12 protein-coding genes are annotated in these 16,371 nt (G+C 47.6%); 7 read left to right on the forward strand and 5 right to left on the reverse strand.

What is annotated here, in order from left to right:
- Positions 1-98 precede the first annotated feature (98 nt).
- Positions 99-1,130: a phenylalanine--tRNA ligase subunit alpha gene (gene pheS, locus DXN05_RS05955; protein ID WP_116846254.1), complete on the forward strand. Its 1,032-nt coding sequence runs from the start codon at positions 99-101 to the stop codon at positions 1,128-1,130.
- Positions 1,131-1,393: 263 nt separating this feature from the next.
- Positions 1,394-1,966, forward strand: coding sequence for a GNAT family N-acetyltransferase (locus DXN05_RS05960; protein ID WP_116846255.1), 573 nt, complete (start codon positions 1,394-1,396; stop codon positions 1,964-1,966).
- A 94-nt stretch (positions 1,967-2,060) separates the two neighbouring features.
- Here DXN05_RS05960 and prfA read toward each other — a convergent pair whose 3' ends face one another.
- Positions 2,061-3,125 carry a peptide chain release factor 1 gene (prfA, locus tag DXN05_RS05965; RefSeq protein ID WP_116846256.1) on the reverse strand — a complete coding sequence of 355 codons (1,065 nt, stop codon included), beginning with the start codon at positions 3,123-3,125 and terminating at the stop codon, positions 2,061-2,063.
- 132 nt (positions 3,126-3,257) lie between these two features.
- Between prfA and DXN05_RS05970 the strand changes: the two genes are divergently transcribed.
- Positions 3,258-4,433 carry an amidohydrolase family protein gene (locus DXN05_RS05970; RefSeq protein WP_116846257.1) on the forward strand — a complete coding sequence of 392 codons (1,176 nt, stop codon included), beginning with the start codon at positions 3,258-3,260 and terminating at the stop codon, positions 4,431-4,433.
- Positions 4,434-4,466: 33 nt separating this feature from the next.
- Here DXN05_RS05970 and recO read toward each other — a convergent pair whose 3' ends face one another.
- From recO to carB, 3 genes are all read right to left on the reverse strand, one after another.
- Positions 4,467-5,204 carry a DNA repair protein RecO gene (gene recO / locus DXN05_RS05975; RefSeq protein ID WP_116846258.1) on the reverse strand — a complete coding sequence of 246 codons (738 nt, stop codon included), beginning with the start codon at positions 5,202-5,204 and terminating at the stop codon, positions 4,467-4,469.
- Positions 5,201-8,596, reverse strand: coding sequence for a glycosyltransferase (locus DXN05_RS05980; RefSeq protein ID WP_116846259.1), 3,396 nt, complete (start codon positions 8,594-8,596; stop codon positions 5,201-5,203). Before DXN05_RS05980 ends, recO begins: the two co-directional genes overlap by 4 nt.
- 197 nt (positions 8,597-8,793) lie before the next feature.
- Positions 8,794-10,440: a carbamoyl-phosphate synthase large subunit gene (gene carB, locus DXN05_RS05985; protein ID WP_116846260.1), complete on the reverse strand. Its 1,647-nt coding sequence runs from the start codon at positions 10,438-10,440 to the stop codon at positions 8,794-8,796.
- 169 nt (positions 10,441-10,609) lie between these two features.
- Here carB and DXN05_RS05990 point away from each other — a divergent pair, with 169 nt between their 5' ends.
- Complete coding sequence (locus DXN05_RS05990; RefSeq protein WP_116846261.1) at positions 10,610-12,433, forward strand: peptidoglycan DD-metalloendopeptidase family protein; 1,824 nt, start codon at positions 10,610-10,612, stop codon at positions 12,431-12,433.
- On the forward strand, positions 12,405-12,875 hold the full coding sequence (bcp, locus tag DXN05_RS05995) for a thioredoxin-dependent thiol peroxidase (protein WP_116846262.1): 471 nt from the start codon (positions 12,405-12,407) through the stop codon (positions 12,873-12,875). The genes DXN05_RS05990 and bcp overlap by 29 nt, the downstream gene beginning before the upstream one ends.
- 17 nt (positions 12,876-12,892) lie before the next feature.
- Here the strand turns inward: bcp and DXN05_RS06000 are convergent, their stop codons facing one another.
- Positions 12,893-13,600, reverse strand: a complete 708-nt coding sequence (locus DXN05_RS06000) for a biotin--[acetyl-CoA-carboxylase] ligase (protein WP_245975134.1) — start codon at positions 13,598-13,600, stop codon at positions 12,893-12,895.
- A gap of 203 nt (positions 13,601-13,803) precedes the next feature.
- Here DXN05_RS06000 and rsfS point away from each other — a divergent pair, with 203 nt between their 5' ends.
- Positions 13,804-14,208 (forward strand): ribosome silencing factor, encoded by a 405-nt coding sequence (gene rsfS, locus DXN05_RS06005; RefSeq protein WP_116846264.1) that lies wholly within the window; start codon positions 13,804-13,806, stop codon positions 14,206-14,208.
- Between the two features lie 81 nt (positions 14,209-14,289).
- Entirely contained in the window at positions 14,290-16,344 is a 2,055-nt protein-coding gene (gene ftsH / locus DXN05_RS06010) for an ATP-dependent zinc metalloprotease FtsH (protein WP_116846265.1), read from the forward strand.
- Positions 16,345-16,371: the final 27 nt, after the last annotated feature.

The raw sequence follows: 16,371 nt of genomic DNA on the forward strand, positions 1-16,371 counted from the left end.
AGTTGGAAGTTTAACGTTTAACGTTCGTGTTTTTACCCGGTTTTGAATTCGGTATTCATCATTCCTTGTTCCTTGTTCGATATTCGTATCTTCGCCGCATGGAACAACTGTTGCAACAGATAGAACAGGTAAAGCAGGAAATCAATACGTTTGAAGGCTATAACGGCGAGGCCGCTGAAACATTCCGTATCAAATACCTGGGCACCAAGGGTATTATAAAAGGCCTGATGGGCGGTATGAAAGATGTACCCAATGACCAGAAAAGGGAATTTGGCCAGGTAATGAATGCACTGAAGCAACTGGCTGAAGAAAAATGGGAAGCATTGAAACTGGCAGGCGGCGATGGTGCTGCAGCCGGTGGATCAACCATTGACTGGAGCCTGCCCGGCACCCAGCAGCAGGTAGGCAGCCGCCACCCTATCAGCATTGTGCGTAACGAAATTATTTCAATATACCACCGCCTCGGCTTTGCTATTGCAGAAGGTCCCGAGGTGGAAGATGACTGGCACAACTTTACCGCATTAAACCTGCCCGAGAATCACCCGGCGCGCGACATGCAGGATACGTTTTACATAAACCAGAACCCCGACTGGCTGCTGCGCACGCACACCAGCAGTGTTCAGGCACGTACCATGGAAACGCAGAAGCCCCCCATCCGCATTATATGCCCGGGCCGCGTGTACCGCAATGAAACCATCAGCGCACGTGCACACTGCTTTTTTCACCAGGTAGAAGGTTTGTATGTAGATGAAAATGTAAGTTTCGCTGACCTTAAGCAAACCCTGTATTTCTTTGTGCAGGAAATGTTTGGCAAGGAGGTGAAAGTACGTTTCCGCCCTTCTTATTTCCCCTTTACCGAGCCAAGTGCTGAAATGGACATCAGCTGTACCGTTTGCGGTGGCGCCGGTTGTTCATTGTGCAAACATACCGGCTGGGTAGAAATACTGGGTTGCGGTATGGTGCATCCTAAAATGCTCGACAACTTTGGCATCGATTCCAACAAATACACCGGCTTTGCCTTTGGTATGGGTATGGAGCGTATTTGCCAGCTGAAATACGTGGTAAACGACCTGCGCCTGTACTCACAGAATGATGTGCGGTTTTTACAGCAATTTACGAGTTCTGTATAACGGTTTCAAAAGTGTTTTTACATCATTCAACGATAAGAGAAAGCCCCGCGATAATACTTCGCGGGGCTTTTTTTTGTGCAATGCCTTTCAAAATGACAGGCTTTTTTCAAATCGGAAGGGAAAACTGGGTAACAGACTATGCCATTCAGGAACAGGAAACGGCTACACTGCGCGCGGCTGCTGTGTTTGCGACGACTAGGCGATACATGTCATGAAAATGGAATGTGTTTTGGCATATAACGTACTTAGTAAACACAAAGAACATGGATCCCGAGGTCATTATCAGGATAGCAAAGGACGGCGATGTAAAATATGCCTTGGCTATCGTTACAGAAATGGAATCTTCTGCCAAAGCAAGGGGTACGGGTATTGCCCGCAGAACCCCGGAAATGATTGGTGAAAAAATAAAAAACGGCAACGCGGTTATTGCCGTAACCCGCACCGGCGAATGGGTTGGGTTCTCTTACATTGAGCCCTGGAGCAATGGCACATTCGTTTCTAACTGTGGTTTAATTGTATCACCTGCGTTCAGGCATTTGGGTGTAGCCACAGGTATTAAAAAAAGAATATTCGAGCTGTCGCGTATGAAATACCCGCTGGCCAAAATATTCAGCATCACAACCGGTATGGCGATTATGAAAATTAACCACGACCTGGGTTTTAAACCGGTTACTTTCTCAGCCGTAACACAGGATGATGCCTTCTGGGATGGTTGCCGCTCGTGCGTAAACTATTCTATTCTGGAGGGTAAATGCAGGCAGAACTGTTTGTGTACTGCCATGCTGTACGACCCGGCCGAACACATCAGCTGCAGCGATGAGGCGCTGGTGTACTAACAATGGGTGTTCATTCCAGGGAATATGCATGTAAAAATGACAAAGGTGATACGGACTGTATCACCTTGTCTTTTTATACAACTATGTAATAAACTTATTGTTGTTTTACCATTTTCTCGGCGTTCTCTGCTACCTGCAATGCCTCGATAAATTCATCAATATCACCATTGATAACCGCATCAAGATTGTAAGAAGTAACACCTACACGGTGATCGGTAACACGGCCCTGTGGCCAGTTATAAGTGCGTATTTTGGCGCTGCGGTCACCGGTGCTGACCAGGGTTTTACGTTGGCGGGCAATTTCTTCTTCCTGCTTGCGCACCTGTTCTTCGTACAGGCGGGTACGCAGCATGGTCATGGCTTTTTCACGGTTGCCCAGCTGGGTACGTTCTGTTTGGCAAATAACAACGGTGCCTGTAGGTATGTGTGTTAACATTACCTTGGTTTCTACCTTGTTCACGTTTTGTCCGCCCGCACCACCGCTTCGTGCGGTTTCCATTTTCACATCACTGTCTTTCAGTTCAAAGTCTACTTCTTCGGCTTCGGGCATTACTGCAACAGTGGCGGCCGATGTATGTACGCGGCCCTGTGTTTCAGTGGCCGGTACGCGCTGTACGCGGTGCACACCACTTTCAAATTTCAGGGTACCGTATACATCTTCACCGGTTACTTCTACCATCACCTCTTTGTAGCCACCGGCAGTACCTTCGCTTTCGCTTACAATGGCGGTTTTCCAGCCTTTTTTAGCACAGTAGCGCAGGTACATATTAAGCAGGTCGCCGGCAAAAAGCGAGGCTTCATCACCACCGGTACCGGCGCGTATTTCAAGTACTGCATTTTTATCATCCTGCGGATCTTTGGGAATCAGCAGTTTGGTGAGGTCTTTTTCAAGCTGTGTTTTCTTTTCTTCCAGTTCGGGCAGCTCCATTTTGGCAAGCTCGCGCATGTCTTCATCAGAGCCGTTCAGTGCTTCTTTGCTGAAATCATAATCGGCCATTACCCTTTTGTACAATTCAAATGGCTGTACAATTTTTTCGAGTGAGCGATATTCTTTGCTAAGCCTGCCAAACTCCTTCTGGTTATTGATAATTTCAGGATTCGTCAGCGCCACGCCTATCTGCTCAAAACGGGCTTTTATGGCTTCCAGTTGATCTAACATAATTTCTCTTTTTTACTCCGGGTGTTTACCCGGCTGCAGCATTTATTACAGTCAACCAGTGGTTGGGTAATAAAGTGGCGGCAAAATTACAGGTTTTCGGCGGCATCCGCTTATCACACTTACCTTTACCGCATGGCAAATTTGAAATTCAGGGCAGATGTTTTGTTTACAGGCCGGGAATTACGCGATGATCAGTCGGTTCTGGTGCTGGATGATGACAAAAAAGTGGTGGATATTATTGCACTTGCCGACGCCGGCGATGATGTGCAGTACCACCCGGGCTGGCTGCTGCCCGGATTGATTAATTGCCATTGCCACCTGGAATTGAGCCATTTGCACAAACTGGTTCCGGAACAAACAGGGTTGGTTGATTTTGTAATGACCGTAATGAAACAGCGGCATTTTCCCGAAGCTGAAATACAGCAGGCCAGCGAAGCAGCAGAGCAGCAAATGCTGCGGCAAGGCATAGTGGCAGTGGGTGATATCTGCAATACGGCGCATACCTTGCCCGTTAAACAGGCAGGCCGCATGCAGTACCGCAACTTTGTGGAAGTAAGTGGTTTTGTTCCGCAAACGGCTGCCATGCGTTTTCAGCAGGCCGAAGCAGTATACAACCAGTTTGCACAGGCAGGTATGGAACAGCAAACAGCTATTGTGCCGCACGCACCCTATTCTGTTTCTGGAGCATTGTTTGGTTTAATCAATGCGCATAGTGCAGGCAAACGTATTACCATGCACAACCAGGAAACACTGGCAGAGGAACGTTTTTTTGTAGACGGGCAAAGCGATTTCAGGAGATTATATACCGGCTTTGGTATTGATATTTCCTTTTACCAGGCACCCGGCAAAAGCAGCCTGCAGGCGTGTTTGCCGTTATTGAACCAGACGGGCGGCATTGTGCTGGTGCACAATACCTTTACCTCCGAGGCTGATATTGCTTTTGCCTTGCAAACAGGCGAGCCGGTGTATTGGGCCTTATGCCCCAATGCCAACCGGTACATTGAAAACCGCATGCCGCCTGTGCCTATGCTGCTGAAAAACGAAGTGAACATTGTACTGGGAACAGATAGCCTGGCCAGTAATCACCAACTGAGTATATTGAGCGAAATACAAACCATCAGCCGCCATTATCCTGAAGTGCCGTTGCATACCATGCTGCAATGGGCTACACTGAATGGTGCGCAGGCATTGGGGTTAGATGCCCTGCTCGGCAGTTTTGACCCCGGCAAACAACCCGGTGTTGTAAACATTACCGGCGTTGAAAACAATGTACTGCAAGCCAATGCTGCGGTACAGCGCATTGTTTAAGCAGCATTGGTTGTGCGCCATACACTTTAGCGTTTAACCCAGTACCTCCTGCAATACCTGCAGGGTACGCATTTGCCCGAAGTCTGCAATGTGCAGGGCTACATATTGCTGCAGCGCCTCAATAAGTTCGCGGCGCATAAGGCGGTTCATGGGAATGTTTTCGAGATCGTTGTAAAACTGGATATTGTGAATGCGTGAGGTTAGGCTGGCAGGTTCGCCGCTGATATAGTGCGGATGCAAAGGAGATTCTGCAATAAACTGTCCTTCCTGCAAATCCAATACAGGTGTTTGTTTGCTGAATTCACCCTGCAGCTGAAAACCCAGTTCGGTACCCAGGTGCAGGGTGAAGTATAATGGCAGGTTGGCAACCAGTGTGTCGTTGCCGCGGTCGAGCTGTTTCAGGGTATCTTCTATCAGGTAAAATAATTCAGGGTTAGCTTCGGGTTGTTTTAAGCTGTGTTGCACCAGCTCTACCACGTACATGGCAACAGCATTGCGTATTACGTTAAAAAACACCTGCTGGTAAATATAGCCCCACTGGTAGTCTTTAATAAACTGCAGGTTCTTGAGATCGTTATGGTACACTTCCATTTCCAGTACCGCGCCTGGCTGAAAGTAAGCTGCCTTGCCTGCAGAGCGTTTGGTGGTTTGCCGCACGCCTTTTACCATGTAGTTCTGCACGCCGAACAGCTCGGTGTAAATGGTGCTGATTACACTGGTTTCACCGTACCTGATGGTGCGCAATACAATGCCTTTGGTTTTATGCGTCATGAAACGTGCGCGGGAATTTCTTTTACATTACCCGTACGTTTTAATACACCCCAATGCTGCAGCTCACCTTTAATGGCGCGCTTAAACGAACGGAACAATACCACAATCATCAGCCAACGGTACACAAGTCGCTGCGGAATCATCCATACCAGCTTGGCTGGTTTCTCTTTTTCCAGTCCAAAGGCCAGTAGCGCAATGGCTGCGTCTACAATCATGAATACGAGGTAATAGGTAAATATTTTACCGCGGTTATCGGTCATTAAACCGAGTATCATAATAATATCTGCCAGTGGTGTAAACAGCGGTATAATGTATTTGAACAACAGTATATCGGGCAATGCGAGCCAGCCAAGTGATGTATACTTGTGGTTGAAAACAGCATCGTTGTTTTTCCAGAAGGTTTGCATTACACCAAAGCTCCAGCGGAAACGCTGTTTGAAAAACTGTTTCAGCGTTTCGGGCGCTTCAGTAAAGGCCAGTGCTTTTGATTCGTTGGCTACTATGTAACCGCAGCGCAGAATACGGATGGTGATGTCACAATCTTCTGCAAGGGTATCGGTGGTAAAGCCGCCTGCCGCTTCAATGGCTTCTTTGCGGAAGGCCCCGATGGCACCGGGTACAACCGTGATGGCATTTACATAGGCAAAGGCTTTGCGGTCGAAGTTCTGGCTGGTAATGTACTCAATACTTTGCCAGCGGGTAAGCAGGTTTCTTTCGTTGCCTACTTTTACAGTGCCTGCCACTGCACCTATTTTTTCATTTACAAACGAACGCACCAGCATACGCACTGCATCCGGGCGCAGTTTGGTGTCTGCATCTATACAAACCACGTAGTCTGCACTGGATTGCGCAATGCCGTAGTTGAGTGCAGAAGCCTTGCCTCCATTGGGTTTGGTAAATACACGCACCAGCGGGTGATCTTTAAATGCTTCGTACACTACCTCGTATGTGCGATCGCTGCTGCCATCGTTTACGAAGATGATTTCGAAGTTGGGATAGTCGCAGGCCAGCAGGTTTTGCATGGAGCTTACGGCATTCACTTCTTCGTTAAAGGCAGGCACAATAATGCTTACCAGCGGGTTGCCGGGCAAGCCGCTCAGGTGCGCCAGTTTTTTTTCTTTTCTTTTCTGCAATACAGCCAGCACGCCGATAATGGCCAGGCGTATCATGCTGATGGTTAAGAAAGACAGGAACAATATTTCAAGAATATGCCCGAGATAATATCCACCCTGGGCGAGTATCATGTTCATTTGAATAAAACCATAACCACTGTCTTTGGGTATGGGCGGCATCAGTTCTTCTTTTGATTTGCCCAGCAAATCGGCAATGGTGGTAAAGCGGTAGCCCTGGCTTTGAAAGTATTTGATAATGCGGGGCAAGGCTTTAATCGTGGCTTCACGCGGACCGCCTGCATCGTGCAGCAGTATAATGTTGCCGCGGTTTTGCTCACGTACTATGCGGTTGAAAATAGTGTCGGCATTGTAGGTGGGGTCAATAGATGCCTGCCAGTCTTCCGGGTCAATGCTCTCGCCAATGGTTAAATAATTGCGCGAGCGGCTAAGGGCAACCGGTATAATCTCTTCTGCTTTTTCAGGCTCACTATCCGCATTAAACGGCGCACGGAACAGGATGGTGCTGCGACCGATAATACATTCAATCAGCAGCCTGGTGGCATCCATTTCAAGCAATGCACGCTTTTTACTGATGTTGGCAATATTGGGATGTGTAAAGGTGTGGTTGCCTATTTCATAGCCCTCGTTGTAAATTCTTTTTACCAGCGGTATGTAGTTTTCGGCCTGTATGCCTACTATAAAAAATGCTGCCGGTACTTTGTACTTGGCCAGGGTATCGAGAATTTGTTTGGTGTACACCGGGTCTGGACCATCATCAAAGGTGAGTACCATTTTTTTGTCTTTCGGTGCGCCCCATTTTTTTACCACGTAGTTGGATGGCAGTGAATCATAATGTTCCTCGGCAATCAGGTATTCTGTGCTGTCGAGTTGTATGCTGATATGGCCGTTGGCGGGCGTGCTTTGCACATCGAGTACCTCACCTTCGCCAATATAATCCACATCGTTGGTGCCGAGAATGCTGCTGAAATCTTCGTAATTGAACGAGGTTAAAGCGGCCTTGGTCATGGGCAAATCATAGAAGTCCCACAAGCGGCTGTCTTCATTACCCAGGCGCCACATGGCTGTGCCTGCCAGTCCGTATTCTGTGGCAAAACGGATAGTATTGAAATTAGTGGCAGCATCGGCAAAGTGTACCTGGTGCGCTACATTGTTGTCGTCGGTATAGCTGAACTTGGCGTTGTATGTGTTATTGTCAAAGTCAATCGTGGCATCATTGTCACGTGCCAGTGTAAGTGCCTCCTGGAAAGAAACGGTTTGCACGGTATCCTTCGACCAGTCGTACCCGTAACCCGCAATGTTAAGTACAATCTTTTTCGACGGTACTTTCTTCGCAACCTGGTCTACCGCCGCTTCAATCCATTTCTGGCTCGATATAGGTCCGGGGCCGGTATCATCCGAATGTTCGTCGTATGCCATCAAAAACAGGTAATCATTGTAGTTGCTCAGTGCTTCGTAGTCGTAGTCTTCATTAAAAGCCGCAACGTTTTGGGTTACCAGGTAACCATTGCTGTGCAGGCGTTCGTACAGTTCTTTTAAAAAGGTAGTGAGGTATTCGTTCTGGTCTTCCTTTAAATCTTCAAAGTCCACATTCAATCCTGCAAAATCGTACTGTTTAAAAATGTGCAGCAGCGATTGAATCAGTCTTTCTTTTTTAGCGGGATCATGCAATATGCGGTGAACAGCTTCGCCCTGCCATTTGCCTTTGGCATAGTTGGAAAGCATGGGCATTATTTTAACGCCTGCTTTCTGAATTACGTCGAGTGCACGGGTATCGATATTGGTGTAAACAGTATCTGCTTTGGGATCGATAAACAGCCATTCGGGAATAACCAGGTTAAGCTTCGATACGTTTTTGCGCAGCGAGATGAGTGATTGCAAGTCCCAGTCAACATAAAACGCGGCACGAATGCCAAGGCTGTCGCTGAAAAGTGATGAGTTGGAAAGGTTAAGGGTTTTGTTTTTCTGGCCCTGCCCTTTACCGGCAGCCCATTTGGCGTTGATAGCGCTGCGGAAACCCTTGTATTTTTTGCTGAGCGGACTTGTGGCGAAAATGGGTTTATCATCCTGCAGGGCGCTTTTCATGGCTGCACCCAGTTTGGGTAGCGAGGGGGTATACACGTTGCGGATGGCGAAATAAACCACTACTCCTGCGAGCAGCAGCAGGAAAAGCAATATGCGGCCTACCCATTTAAAGCGTTGCCACCGGGTAGGTGTGGCTGTTTGAAATATTTGTTTGGCAGGGGTTTGAATTGTGCTCATGGCTGCGCAAGCTACATATGATGTTTGGAATGGGTGCAAAAACCGCGCTGAATTTCAACAACGCAGACTGAATTTAACGATTAAAACCGCCGGGTATTATTTTTTTACACAAATACTAACAATTGGCAAATGAAAAACGGTTTTCTGCATTACACGGGGTAAACAGAAAACCGTTTTGTTATAGTGAGGCGGATTAATTATCCTTCAAAGCTGCTGTAGAAGTACGGTGTTTTGGCTTCAAATTCTGCGCTGCAGGTATCTACCATTTTAAACACGCGCGTAATGCCAAGGGCCTTGCGTTTTTCGTATACTTCCTCGTCGGTGGTATTGCTGTGCAGTATGCGGGCAATCTGCTCGTCGCTGAAGCCTTTTTTCTTGGCATCTTTCAGCAGTTCAACAGGCAGGGAATCGAGGGTATATTTCGCGATTTCCTTTTCTATATTGCAGATATCCTGTATCTGGTAAATAAACCAGCGGTCAATACCTGTTGCTTCCACAATGGTTTTAACACGCACACCCTGCATCAGCGCATCTTTGATACGGAAAATGCGGTCCCATTTCGGTACCTTGATGTATTCTACCAGGTCTTCGCTTTTCATCATGCTTTTGCCATAGTAACCCAGGCCAACTGCCTCGTTTTCCAGGCTCTGGCAGGCTTTCTGGATAGCTTCGGTAAAGCTGCGGCCGATGGCCATTACTTCTCCCACGCTTTTCATTTGCAAACCCAGCGTGTCGTTAGCGCCTTTAAACTTGTCGAAGTTCCAGCGGGGCACTTTTACAATTACGTAGTCCAGTGCAGGTTCAAAATAAGCCGAAGTGGTTTTCGTGATCTGGTTTTTCAGCTCATCCAGGTTGTAACCAATGGCCAGTTTGGCGGCAATTTTGGCAATGGGGTAACCGGTTGCTTTAGATGCCAGCGCAGAAGAACGGCTAACGCGGGGGTTAATTTCGATGGCAATCAGTTCTTCTGTTTCAGGATTCAGGGAGAACTGCACGTTACAGCCGCCGGCGAAATTGCCGAGGTCGCGCATAATCTGGATGGCAGTATTGCGCATCAGCTGAAATGCGGTATCGCTGAGGGTCATTGCCGGCGCCACGGTAATGGAATCGCCGGTATGGATACCCATGGGGTCAAAGTTTTCTACGGTACAGATGATTACTACGTTGTCGGCAGAATCGCGCAGCAATTCCAGCTCAAACTCTTTCCAGCCCAGCACGGCTTTTTCTACCAGTACTTCGTGAATGGGTGAAGCAGACAAACCGCGGTTCAGCGCTTCGTCAAGGTCGGCTTTTGTGTGCACAAAACCACCGCCTGTACCACCAAGGGTAAAGGATGGGCGGATAACCAGCGGGAAGCCGATTTCCTGTGCAAACTCCTTGCCTTCCAAAAAGCTGTTGGCTGTTTTGGCAGGGGCAACGGGAACGCCGAGCTGAATCATCCACTGGCGGAATTTCTCCCTGTCTTCTGCTTTGTCGATGGCTTTAATATCTACACCAATCAAACGCACATTGTATTTTTCCCAGATCCCAAGCTCTTCAGCTTCTTTCGCCAGGTTCAACGCAGTTTGTCCGCCCATGGTAGGCAGTACGGCGTCAATTTCGTTTTCCTGGAGAATCTGTTCAATGCTGTCTACAGTAAGCGGTAACAGGTACACCCTGTCGGCCATCATGGGGTCGGTCATAATGGTAGCCGGGTTGCTGTTAATAAGAATAACTTTAATTCCTTCTTCGCGCAAGCTGCGGGCGCTCTGCGATCCGGAATAATCAAACTCACATGCCTGGCCTATTACAATAGGACCAGAACCGATAATAAGGACAGTTTTGATAGATGTGTCTCTGGGCATGGTACTTGCTAAAAATGCGGTTATATTTACAAATGCCTTTACCCGGTTGGCGTTTACTGGTTACCAGGTGACCGTTTTGGCCGGATAAATTGCGCAAAAGTAAGATTCATCGGCGAAATGGCCTTGCTAATTTTAAATTGATTGTTGTTTATTTGCTCAAAGCTTAAGTATGAAGCAGTTGCTGAAGCAGTATTTGTTTTTTTCAGGATGTGTTTTAGGTTTACTAACAGTTGTTACAGCCCAGGCCCAGGTTCCGCCACCTGCTATCGCCAATAGTTATTTCCGCGACCCGCTGGGTATACCCATTTCGCTTGCTGCCAATTTCGGCGAAATACGCAAAGGGCACTACCACATGGGGCTCGACATTCGCACCCAGCAAAAAGAAAACCTGCCTGTATATGCTGCAGCAGCTGGCTATATAAGCCGCATTTCCATAGAAAAAGGCGGTTTCGGCAAAGCCATTTACATTACCCACCCCGCAGGTTACACCACCGTGTACGTGCATCTCAATAAATTTTACGATTCGCTCGACCGCTATGTGCAGGCCAAACAGTATACAGATAAAAGCTGGGAACAGGATTGCGATATACCTGCCGGCTTATTCCCTGTTGCCAAAGGCCAGTTTATTGCCTGGAGCGGCAATACCGGCGCTTCGCAGGGCCCACACCTGCATTTCGAGATCCGCGACAACAAAACTGGTAATAATCTAAACCCCTTGTTGTTTCCTTCCCTCGGTGTGGAAGATGCAACACCACCGGCTATTTATGGTTTGTACTGGTACAACCGGAATTACAGCACCTACCAAACCGAGCCCAAACGCATTTTGCTGAAACGCCAGGGCGGCGATTATGTTAGCACGCAACAGGTGGTAAAAGTTGGCTCGCAGCGCATTAGCCTGGGCATACGGGCAGAAGATAAAACTTCCTCTTCTTCGTTTATGTTCGGCATATACCAAGCCTCTGTACTGCTGGACGACAGCCTGCAGAGCAGTTTTGCATTGAACGGTTTCTCATACAACGATACCCGCTATATAAATGCCTGCGTGGATTATACAACCTGGGTTACCAAAGGCACGCCCATTCAGCATTTGTCGCGCCTGCCGGGCAATGAACTGCCGGTGTTTACCACGAATGAAGAAGGCGGTATGCTGCAGCTGAAAGACAGCCTGCCGCACCAGGTAAACATTGAAGTAAAAGATGCAGCAGGCAATACCTCACGCGTGCATTTTACCGTACAGTACGATCCTGCCCTGCAGGAGAACCTGTTCTTTACCATGAACGGCATACCCCTGCAGCCCAATACCGCCGGCAATGTCACCAGCGAAAACGTAAAAGTGCATTTTGGTGAGTTTTGCCTGTACGATGCGGTAAACTTTGTACTGGCCGAAACACCAAACAAAGGCTGGCCTTATGCTTCGGTACAGGCGCAGCTGCACAATTACAAAGTGCCGGTGCACGAGCCTTACACGGTATCATTAAAGCTGAGCAGGCCAGAGCTGGCGCAGTATGCCGATAAAATTGTGATGGTACAGCAAAGCCCGGTAGCACGCGCTGCTATTAAACCTATTCGCGAGGGCGACTGGTTTACCGGCTCGTTTAAAAGCCTGGGCAGTGTACAATTGGTGATAGATAATGAGCCGCCTTCCGCACAACCAACTAACTTTGCCAACGGAACGCATGTGGGCTTAAACAGCACACTGCACCTGCGTTGCGGCGATAATATTGATGTGAAAAAAGTAGCCGTAACCGTTGATGGCAACTGGTTGTTGTTTACGCACAGCTACGGCGATTATGTATATGCCATGGATGATCATTTCCCGCTGGGCGAACACACCGTACGGGTTACTGTGACCGACCTGGCCGGCAATGTTACCGTGAAAGAATACACGCTCACCAAAGAAGACAGGAATATCGCCGCGCCGGTAAAAAGAAGTAAAAAACATAGTTCAGGTAAAAAGAAATCAAATGGAAGCAGCAGTAAACGAAGGAAGTAAAGCACCCGTGTTTAAAGGGGTTGACCAGGATGGCAATGTAATTTCACTGGCAGATTTTAAAGGGAAGAAAGTGGTATTGTATTTCTATCCCAAAGACAATACACCCGGCTGCACCGCACAGGCCTGCAACCTGCGTGATAACTACACCGAGTTGCTGGAGCAGGGTTTCCAGGTAGTGGGTGTTAGTGCAGACAGCATTAAAAGCCACAAGAAGTTTGAAGACAAGTTTCAGCTGCCATTTCCCTTGCTGGCAGATGAGGACAAGAAAATTGTGGAGCAATACGGCGTGTGGGGCGAAAAGAAGTTTATGGGCAAAACCTATATGGGCATCAGCCGCACTACTTTTTTAATAGATGAAGCAGGTGTGATCCGTAAAATCATTACTAAGGTTGACACACAGGATCATACAGCCCAGGTGCTCGGGGCATGGAATGAGGCGTAAGCGGGCCGGCATCTGCATCAGGAGGCCAGGTCCCAGCGCACCTCGCCAAACTCAACGTAAGGATAAATGCTGTCGCGCAGCCACAGGCGGCCCATTTCGTCAACATGGTCAATGATGCATTCGAAAGCAATAGCGTCTTTGTGCAGTTTTACTTTTTCGCCGCGCTTAAAGAGGCGTTCGTTGTAAGCCTGCAGTAATGCATCAGTATCATTTTCGTGCAGTTGCTGAAAGCGTTGTTCCAGAAACGAACACAGTTCCTGCGCAAGTGCCGGAGTATCAAAATTTTTACCGGTAATTTGTTTTAGTGAAACAGGGTTTTTAATGGCAGCATCAAATACAACCTGGTTAATATTTATGCCCATGCCGGCTACCGCCCACTGCCAAATATTACCTTTCAGCACATTCTCGATGAGGATGCCCCCTGCCTTTCTGTCACGCCAGTAAATATCATTGGGCCATTTAATACGTGTATCGTCAAGGGCATATTTGCTGTAAAAATCATGTACGGCAAGGGCTACAGCCATGCTGAGCCTGAATTGCGCGGAAACTGCTAAACGGCTGGTATCCAGCAGTACAGATAAAATGATGTTTTGACCGGGTTCTGTTTTCCAGGTCTTGCCGCGTTGGCCTTTACCGGCGGTTTGTTCCAGTGCAAACCAGGCAGCACCATGCATAGCCATGCCGTTTTGTGCCAGGGCCATGGCATAGTTGTTGGTGCTATCCACGCGGATTAATTGTGTGAAAGGATATCCAATTATCGGTTTATGTTGGGGAGTAGGCAAAAGAATGCTTATTTTTGACGAAGCGAAACTACAGGATGAAAGGATATGTTCGAAACATCCCGCCAATTAGTTTGCAGTATTAGCGACAATCCTGCAAGGGCTTGTCAGAAACAACAATCATTATTCATTTTAAATTTGTTTGATTATTGGCACCTTTATCCGTCTTATCTACACGTACCAAAAGCAGCACTACTTCGCTTACCCGGAATTCCAAACTTTTTAAGACAATCATCAAGGCCATCCAGGATAAAAAGGGTGAAAACATTATTTCACTCGATTTAAAAAACATCCCGGAAGCTGTTGCAGATTTTTTTATTATCTGTGAGGCAACAAGTACAACGCAGGTAAAGGCGATTAGTGACTATATTGAGGTGCTGGTAAAAGATGAACTGGGCGAAACCCCTTATAAACACGAGGGTTTTCAGGCATTACAATGGGTGTTGATAGATTATGTGAACATCGTAATTCATGTAATGCAGCCTGATACAAGGAAATTTTACAGGCTTGAAGACATGTGGAGTGATGCTCAGGTTCAGGGGCACACGGATTAAATAAATTTTTTATTCACCAATCTTTTTTTGAACTTTTCGGCAATTCAACTCTTATAATACAATTTGTGAGGCACAGAACGTATGGCACAAGATGATAAAAAAATAAAACCCAATTTCATGGACAGGGGTGGGGATGACAAAGGACAAAGACGTGGCCCCAGATTCAGTATCTACTGGATTTACGCCATCATTGCCGTTATTCTTATCGGTTACAACTTTCTGAGCCTGGGTGGCGATGTTCAGCGTACCAATGAACAGGAATTTAAACAAAGGATGCTGGCCGCCGGCGATGTAGAGAAACTTGATTTAATCCGTAACAAAGATCTCATAAGGGTTTACATTAAAAAAGACAGCCTGGAGAAACCTTTTTACAAAGAGAAATTCAACCGCAGGCCTGTTCAGGACAATACCAAACCGCTTTTTGAATTCCGCGTAGCCGATTGGAAAAGCTTCCAGGATAACCTGAATACTTTTTACAAATCAAACGGCATGACCGAAGTACCCACCTACGTTACCGACGAGGGTGAGTGGTTTGGGCCTGTTGCCAATACGCTGGTTACTATTTTACTGATGATAGGCCTTTGGGTGCTGCTGATGCGCAAGGTAGGTGGTCCTGCCGGCGGTGGCGGGCCCGGTGGTATTTTCAACATCGGTAAATCCAAAGCCCAGCTGTTTGAAAAAGGTACCCGCGTAAACATTACTTTCTCTGATGTGGCCGGTCTCGACGAAGCCAAGCAGGAAGTAATGGAAATCGTAGACTTCCTCAAAAATCCCAAGAAATATACAGCCCTCGGCGGTAAAATACCGAAGGGTGCCCTGCTGGTAGGCCCTCCCGGTACAGGTAAAACCCTGCTGGCAAAAGCCATGGCAGGTGAAGCACAGGTGCCTTTCTTCAGCATGAGCGGTTCCGATTTCGTTGAACTGTTTGTGGGTGTGGGTGCAAGCCGTGTGCGTGACCTGTTTAAGCAGGCCCGCGAAAAAGCGCCTTGTGTAATCTTCATCGATGAAATTGACGCCATTGGCCGTGCACGTGGACGCAATGCCATTATGAGCAACGACGAAAGGGAAAACACCCTGAACCAGTTGCTGGTAGAAATGGATGGTTTTGGAACAGACAGCGGTATCATTATCCTGGCTGCCACCAACCGCCCCGATGTACTCGATTCTGCATTGCTGCGTCCCGGCCGTTTCGATCGCCAGATCAGCATCGACCGTCCTGACGTAAAAGGCCGTGAAGCGATTTTTAAAGTGCACCTGAAACCCATCAAAATCTCTCAAACACTCGATATTCATAAACTGGCTGAGCAAACCCCAGGTTTTGCAGGTGCCGATATCGCCAACGTTTGTAACGAAGCAGCCCTGATCGCTGCCCGTAAAGGCAAAGAAGCGGTAGACATGAGTGATTTCCAGGATGCCATTGACCGTGTGATCGGCGGCCTGGAGAAAAAGAACAAAATCATTCTGCCCGAAGAAAAGGAAATCATCGCCTACCACGAAGCCGGTCACGCCATTTGCGGCTGGTTCCTGGAACATGCCTATCCTTTGCTGAAAGTAACCATTGTGCCCCGCGGTACCGCAGCACTGGGTTATGCACAGTACACGCCGAAAGAGCAGTATTTATACAATACCGATCAGCTGATGGACCAGATTTGCATGACCCTTGGCGGCCGTGCTTCTGAAGAAATTTTCTTCGGTAAAATATCTACAGGCGCTTCAAACGACCTGCAGCAGATTACCAAAATCGCTTATTCGATGATCACCGTGTACGGTATGAACGATAAAGTGGGTAATGTAAGCTATTACGATCCGCAGGCAGAAAATACGTTTACCAAACCTTACAGTGAGGAAACAGGAAAGATCATTGATGCAGAAGTTCGCAAATTGATAGAGATTGCTTATGTACGCACCAAAGAGCTGCTGACACAGAAAAAACAACAGGTAGAAATCCTGGCGAAAGAGCTGCTTACCAAAGAAGTACTGTTCCAGAGCGATGTGGAAATGCTGATTGGCAAACGCCCTTACGAGGATAAAAAACCTTTGGAGATTGACCCTGAAACTGCGCACAACGAAAAAAGCGGTGCCATCAGTGAAGGTGTTCCGCCTTATGATAGCGGTGTAAGCGCTCCTCCTTATTAATCGCATTTGAAATATAGCAATGAGTTC

Source organism: Deminuibacter soli (genome assembly GCF_003412455.1).
GTDB classification, from domain to species: Bacteria; Bacteroidota; Bacteroidia; order Chitinophagales; family Chitinophagaceae; genus Deminuibacter; species Deminuibacter soli.

Excerpts from the sequence above, each read along its gene's own strand:
- pheS (WP_116846254.1), top strand. The coding sequence starts at position 99 with ATGGAACAACTGTTGCAACAGATAGAACAGGTAAAGCAGGAAATCAAT.
- DXN05_RS05960 (WP_116846255.1), top strand. The coding sequence starts at position 1,394 with ATGGATCCCGAGGTCATTATCAGGATAGCAAAGGACGGCGATGTAAAA.
- prfA (WP_116846256.1), bottom strand. The coding sequence starts at position 3,125 with ATGTTAGATCAACTGGAAGCCATAAAAGCCCGTTTTGAGCAGATAGGC.
- DXN05_RS05970 (WP_116846257.1), top strand. The coding sequence starts at position 3,258 with ATGGCAAATTTGAAATTCAGGGCAGATGTTTTGTTTACAGGCCGGGAA.
- recO (WP_116846258.1), bottom strand. The coding sequence starts at position 5,204 with ATGACGCATAAAACCAAAGGCATTGTATTGCGCACCATCAGGTACGGT.
- DXN05_RS05980 (WP_116846259.1), bottom strand. The coding sequence starts at position 8,596 with ATGAGCACAATTCAAACCCCTGCCAAACAAATATTTCAAACAGCCACA.
- carB (WP_116846260.1), bottom strand. The coding sequence starts at position 10,440 with ATGCCCAGAGACACATCTATCAAAACTGTCCTTATTATCGGTTCTGGT.
- DXN05_RS05990 (WP_116846261.1), top strand. The coding sequence starts at position 10,610 with ATGAAGCAGTTGCTGAAGCAGTATTTGTTTTTTTCAGGATGTGTTTTA.
- bcp (WP_116846262.1), top strand. The coding sequence starts at position 12,405 with ATGGAAGCAGCAGTAAACGAAGGAAGTAAAGCACCCGTGTTTAAAGGG.
- ftsH (WP_116846265.1), top strand. The coding sequence starts at position 14,290 with ATGGCACAAGATGATAAAAAAATAAAACCCAATTTCATGGACAGGGGT.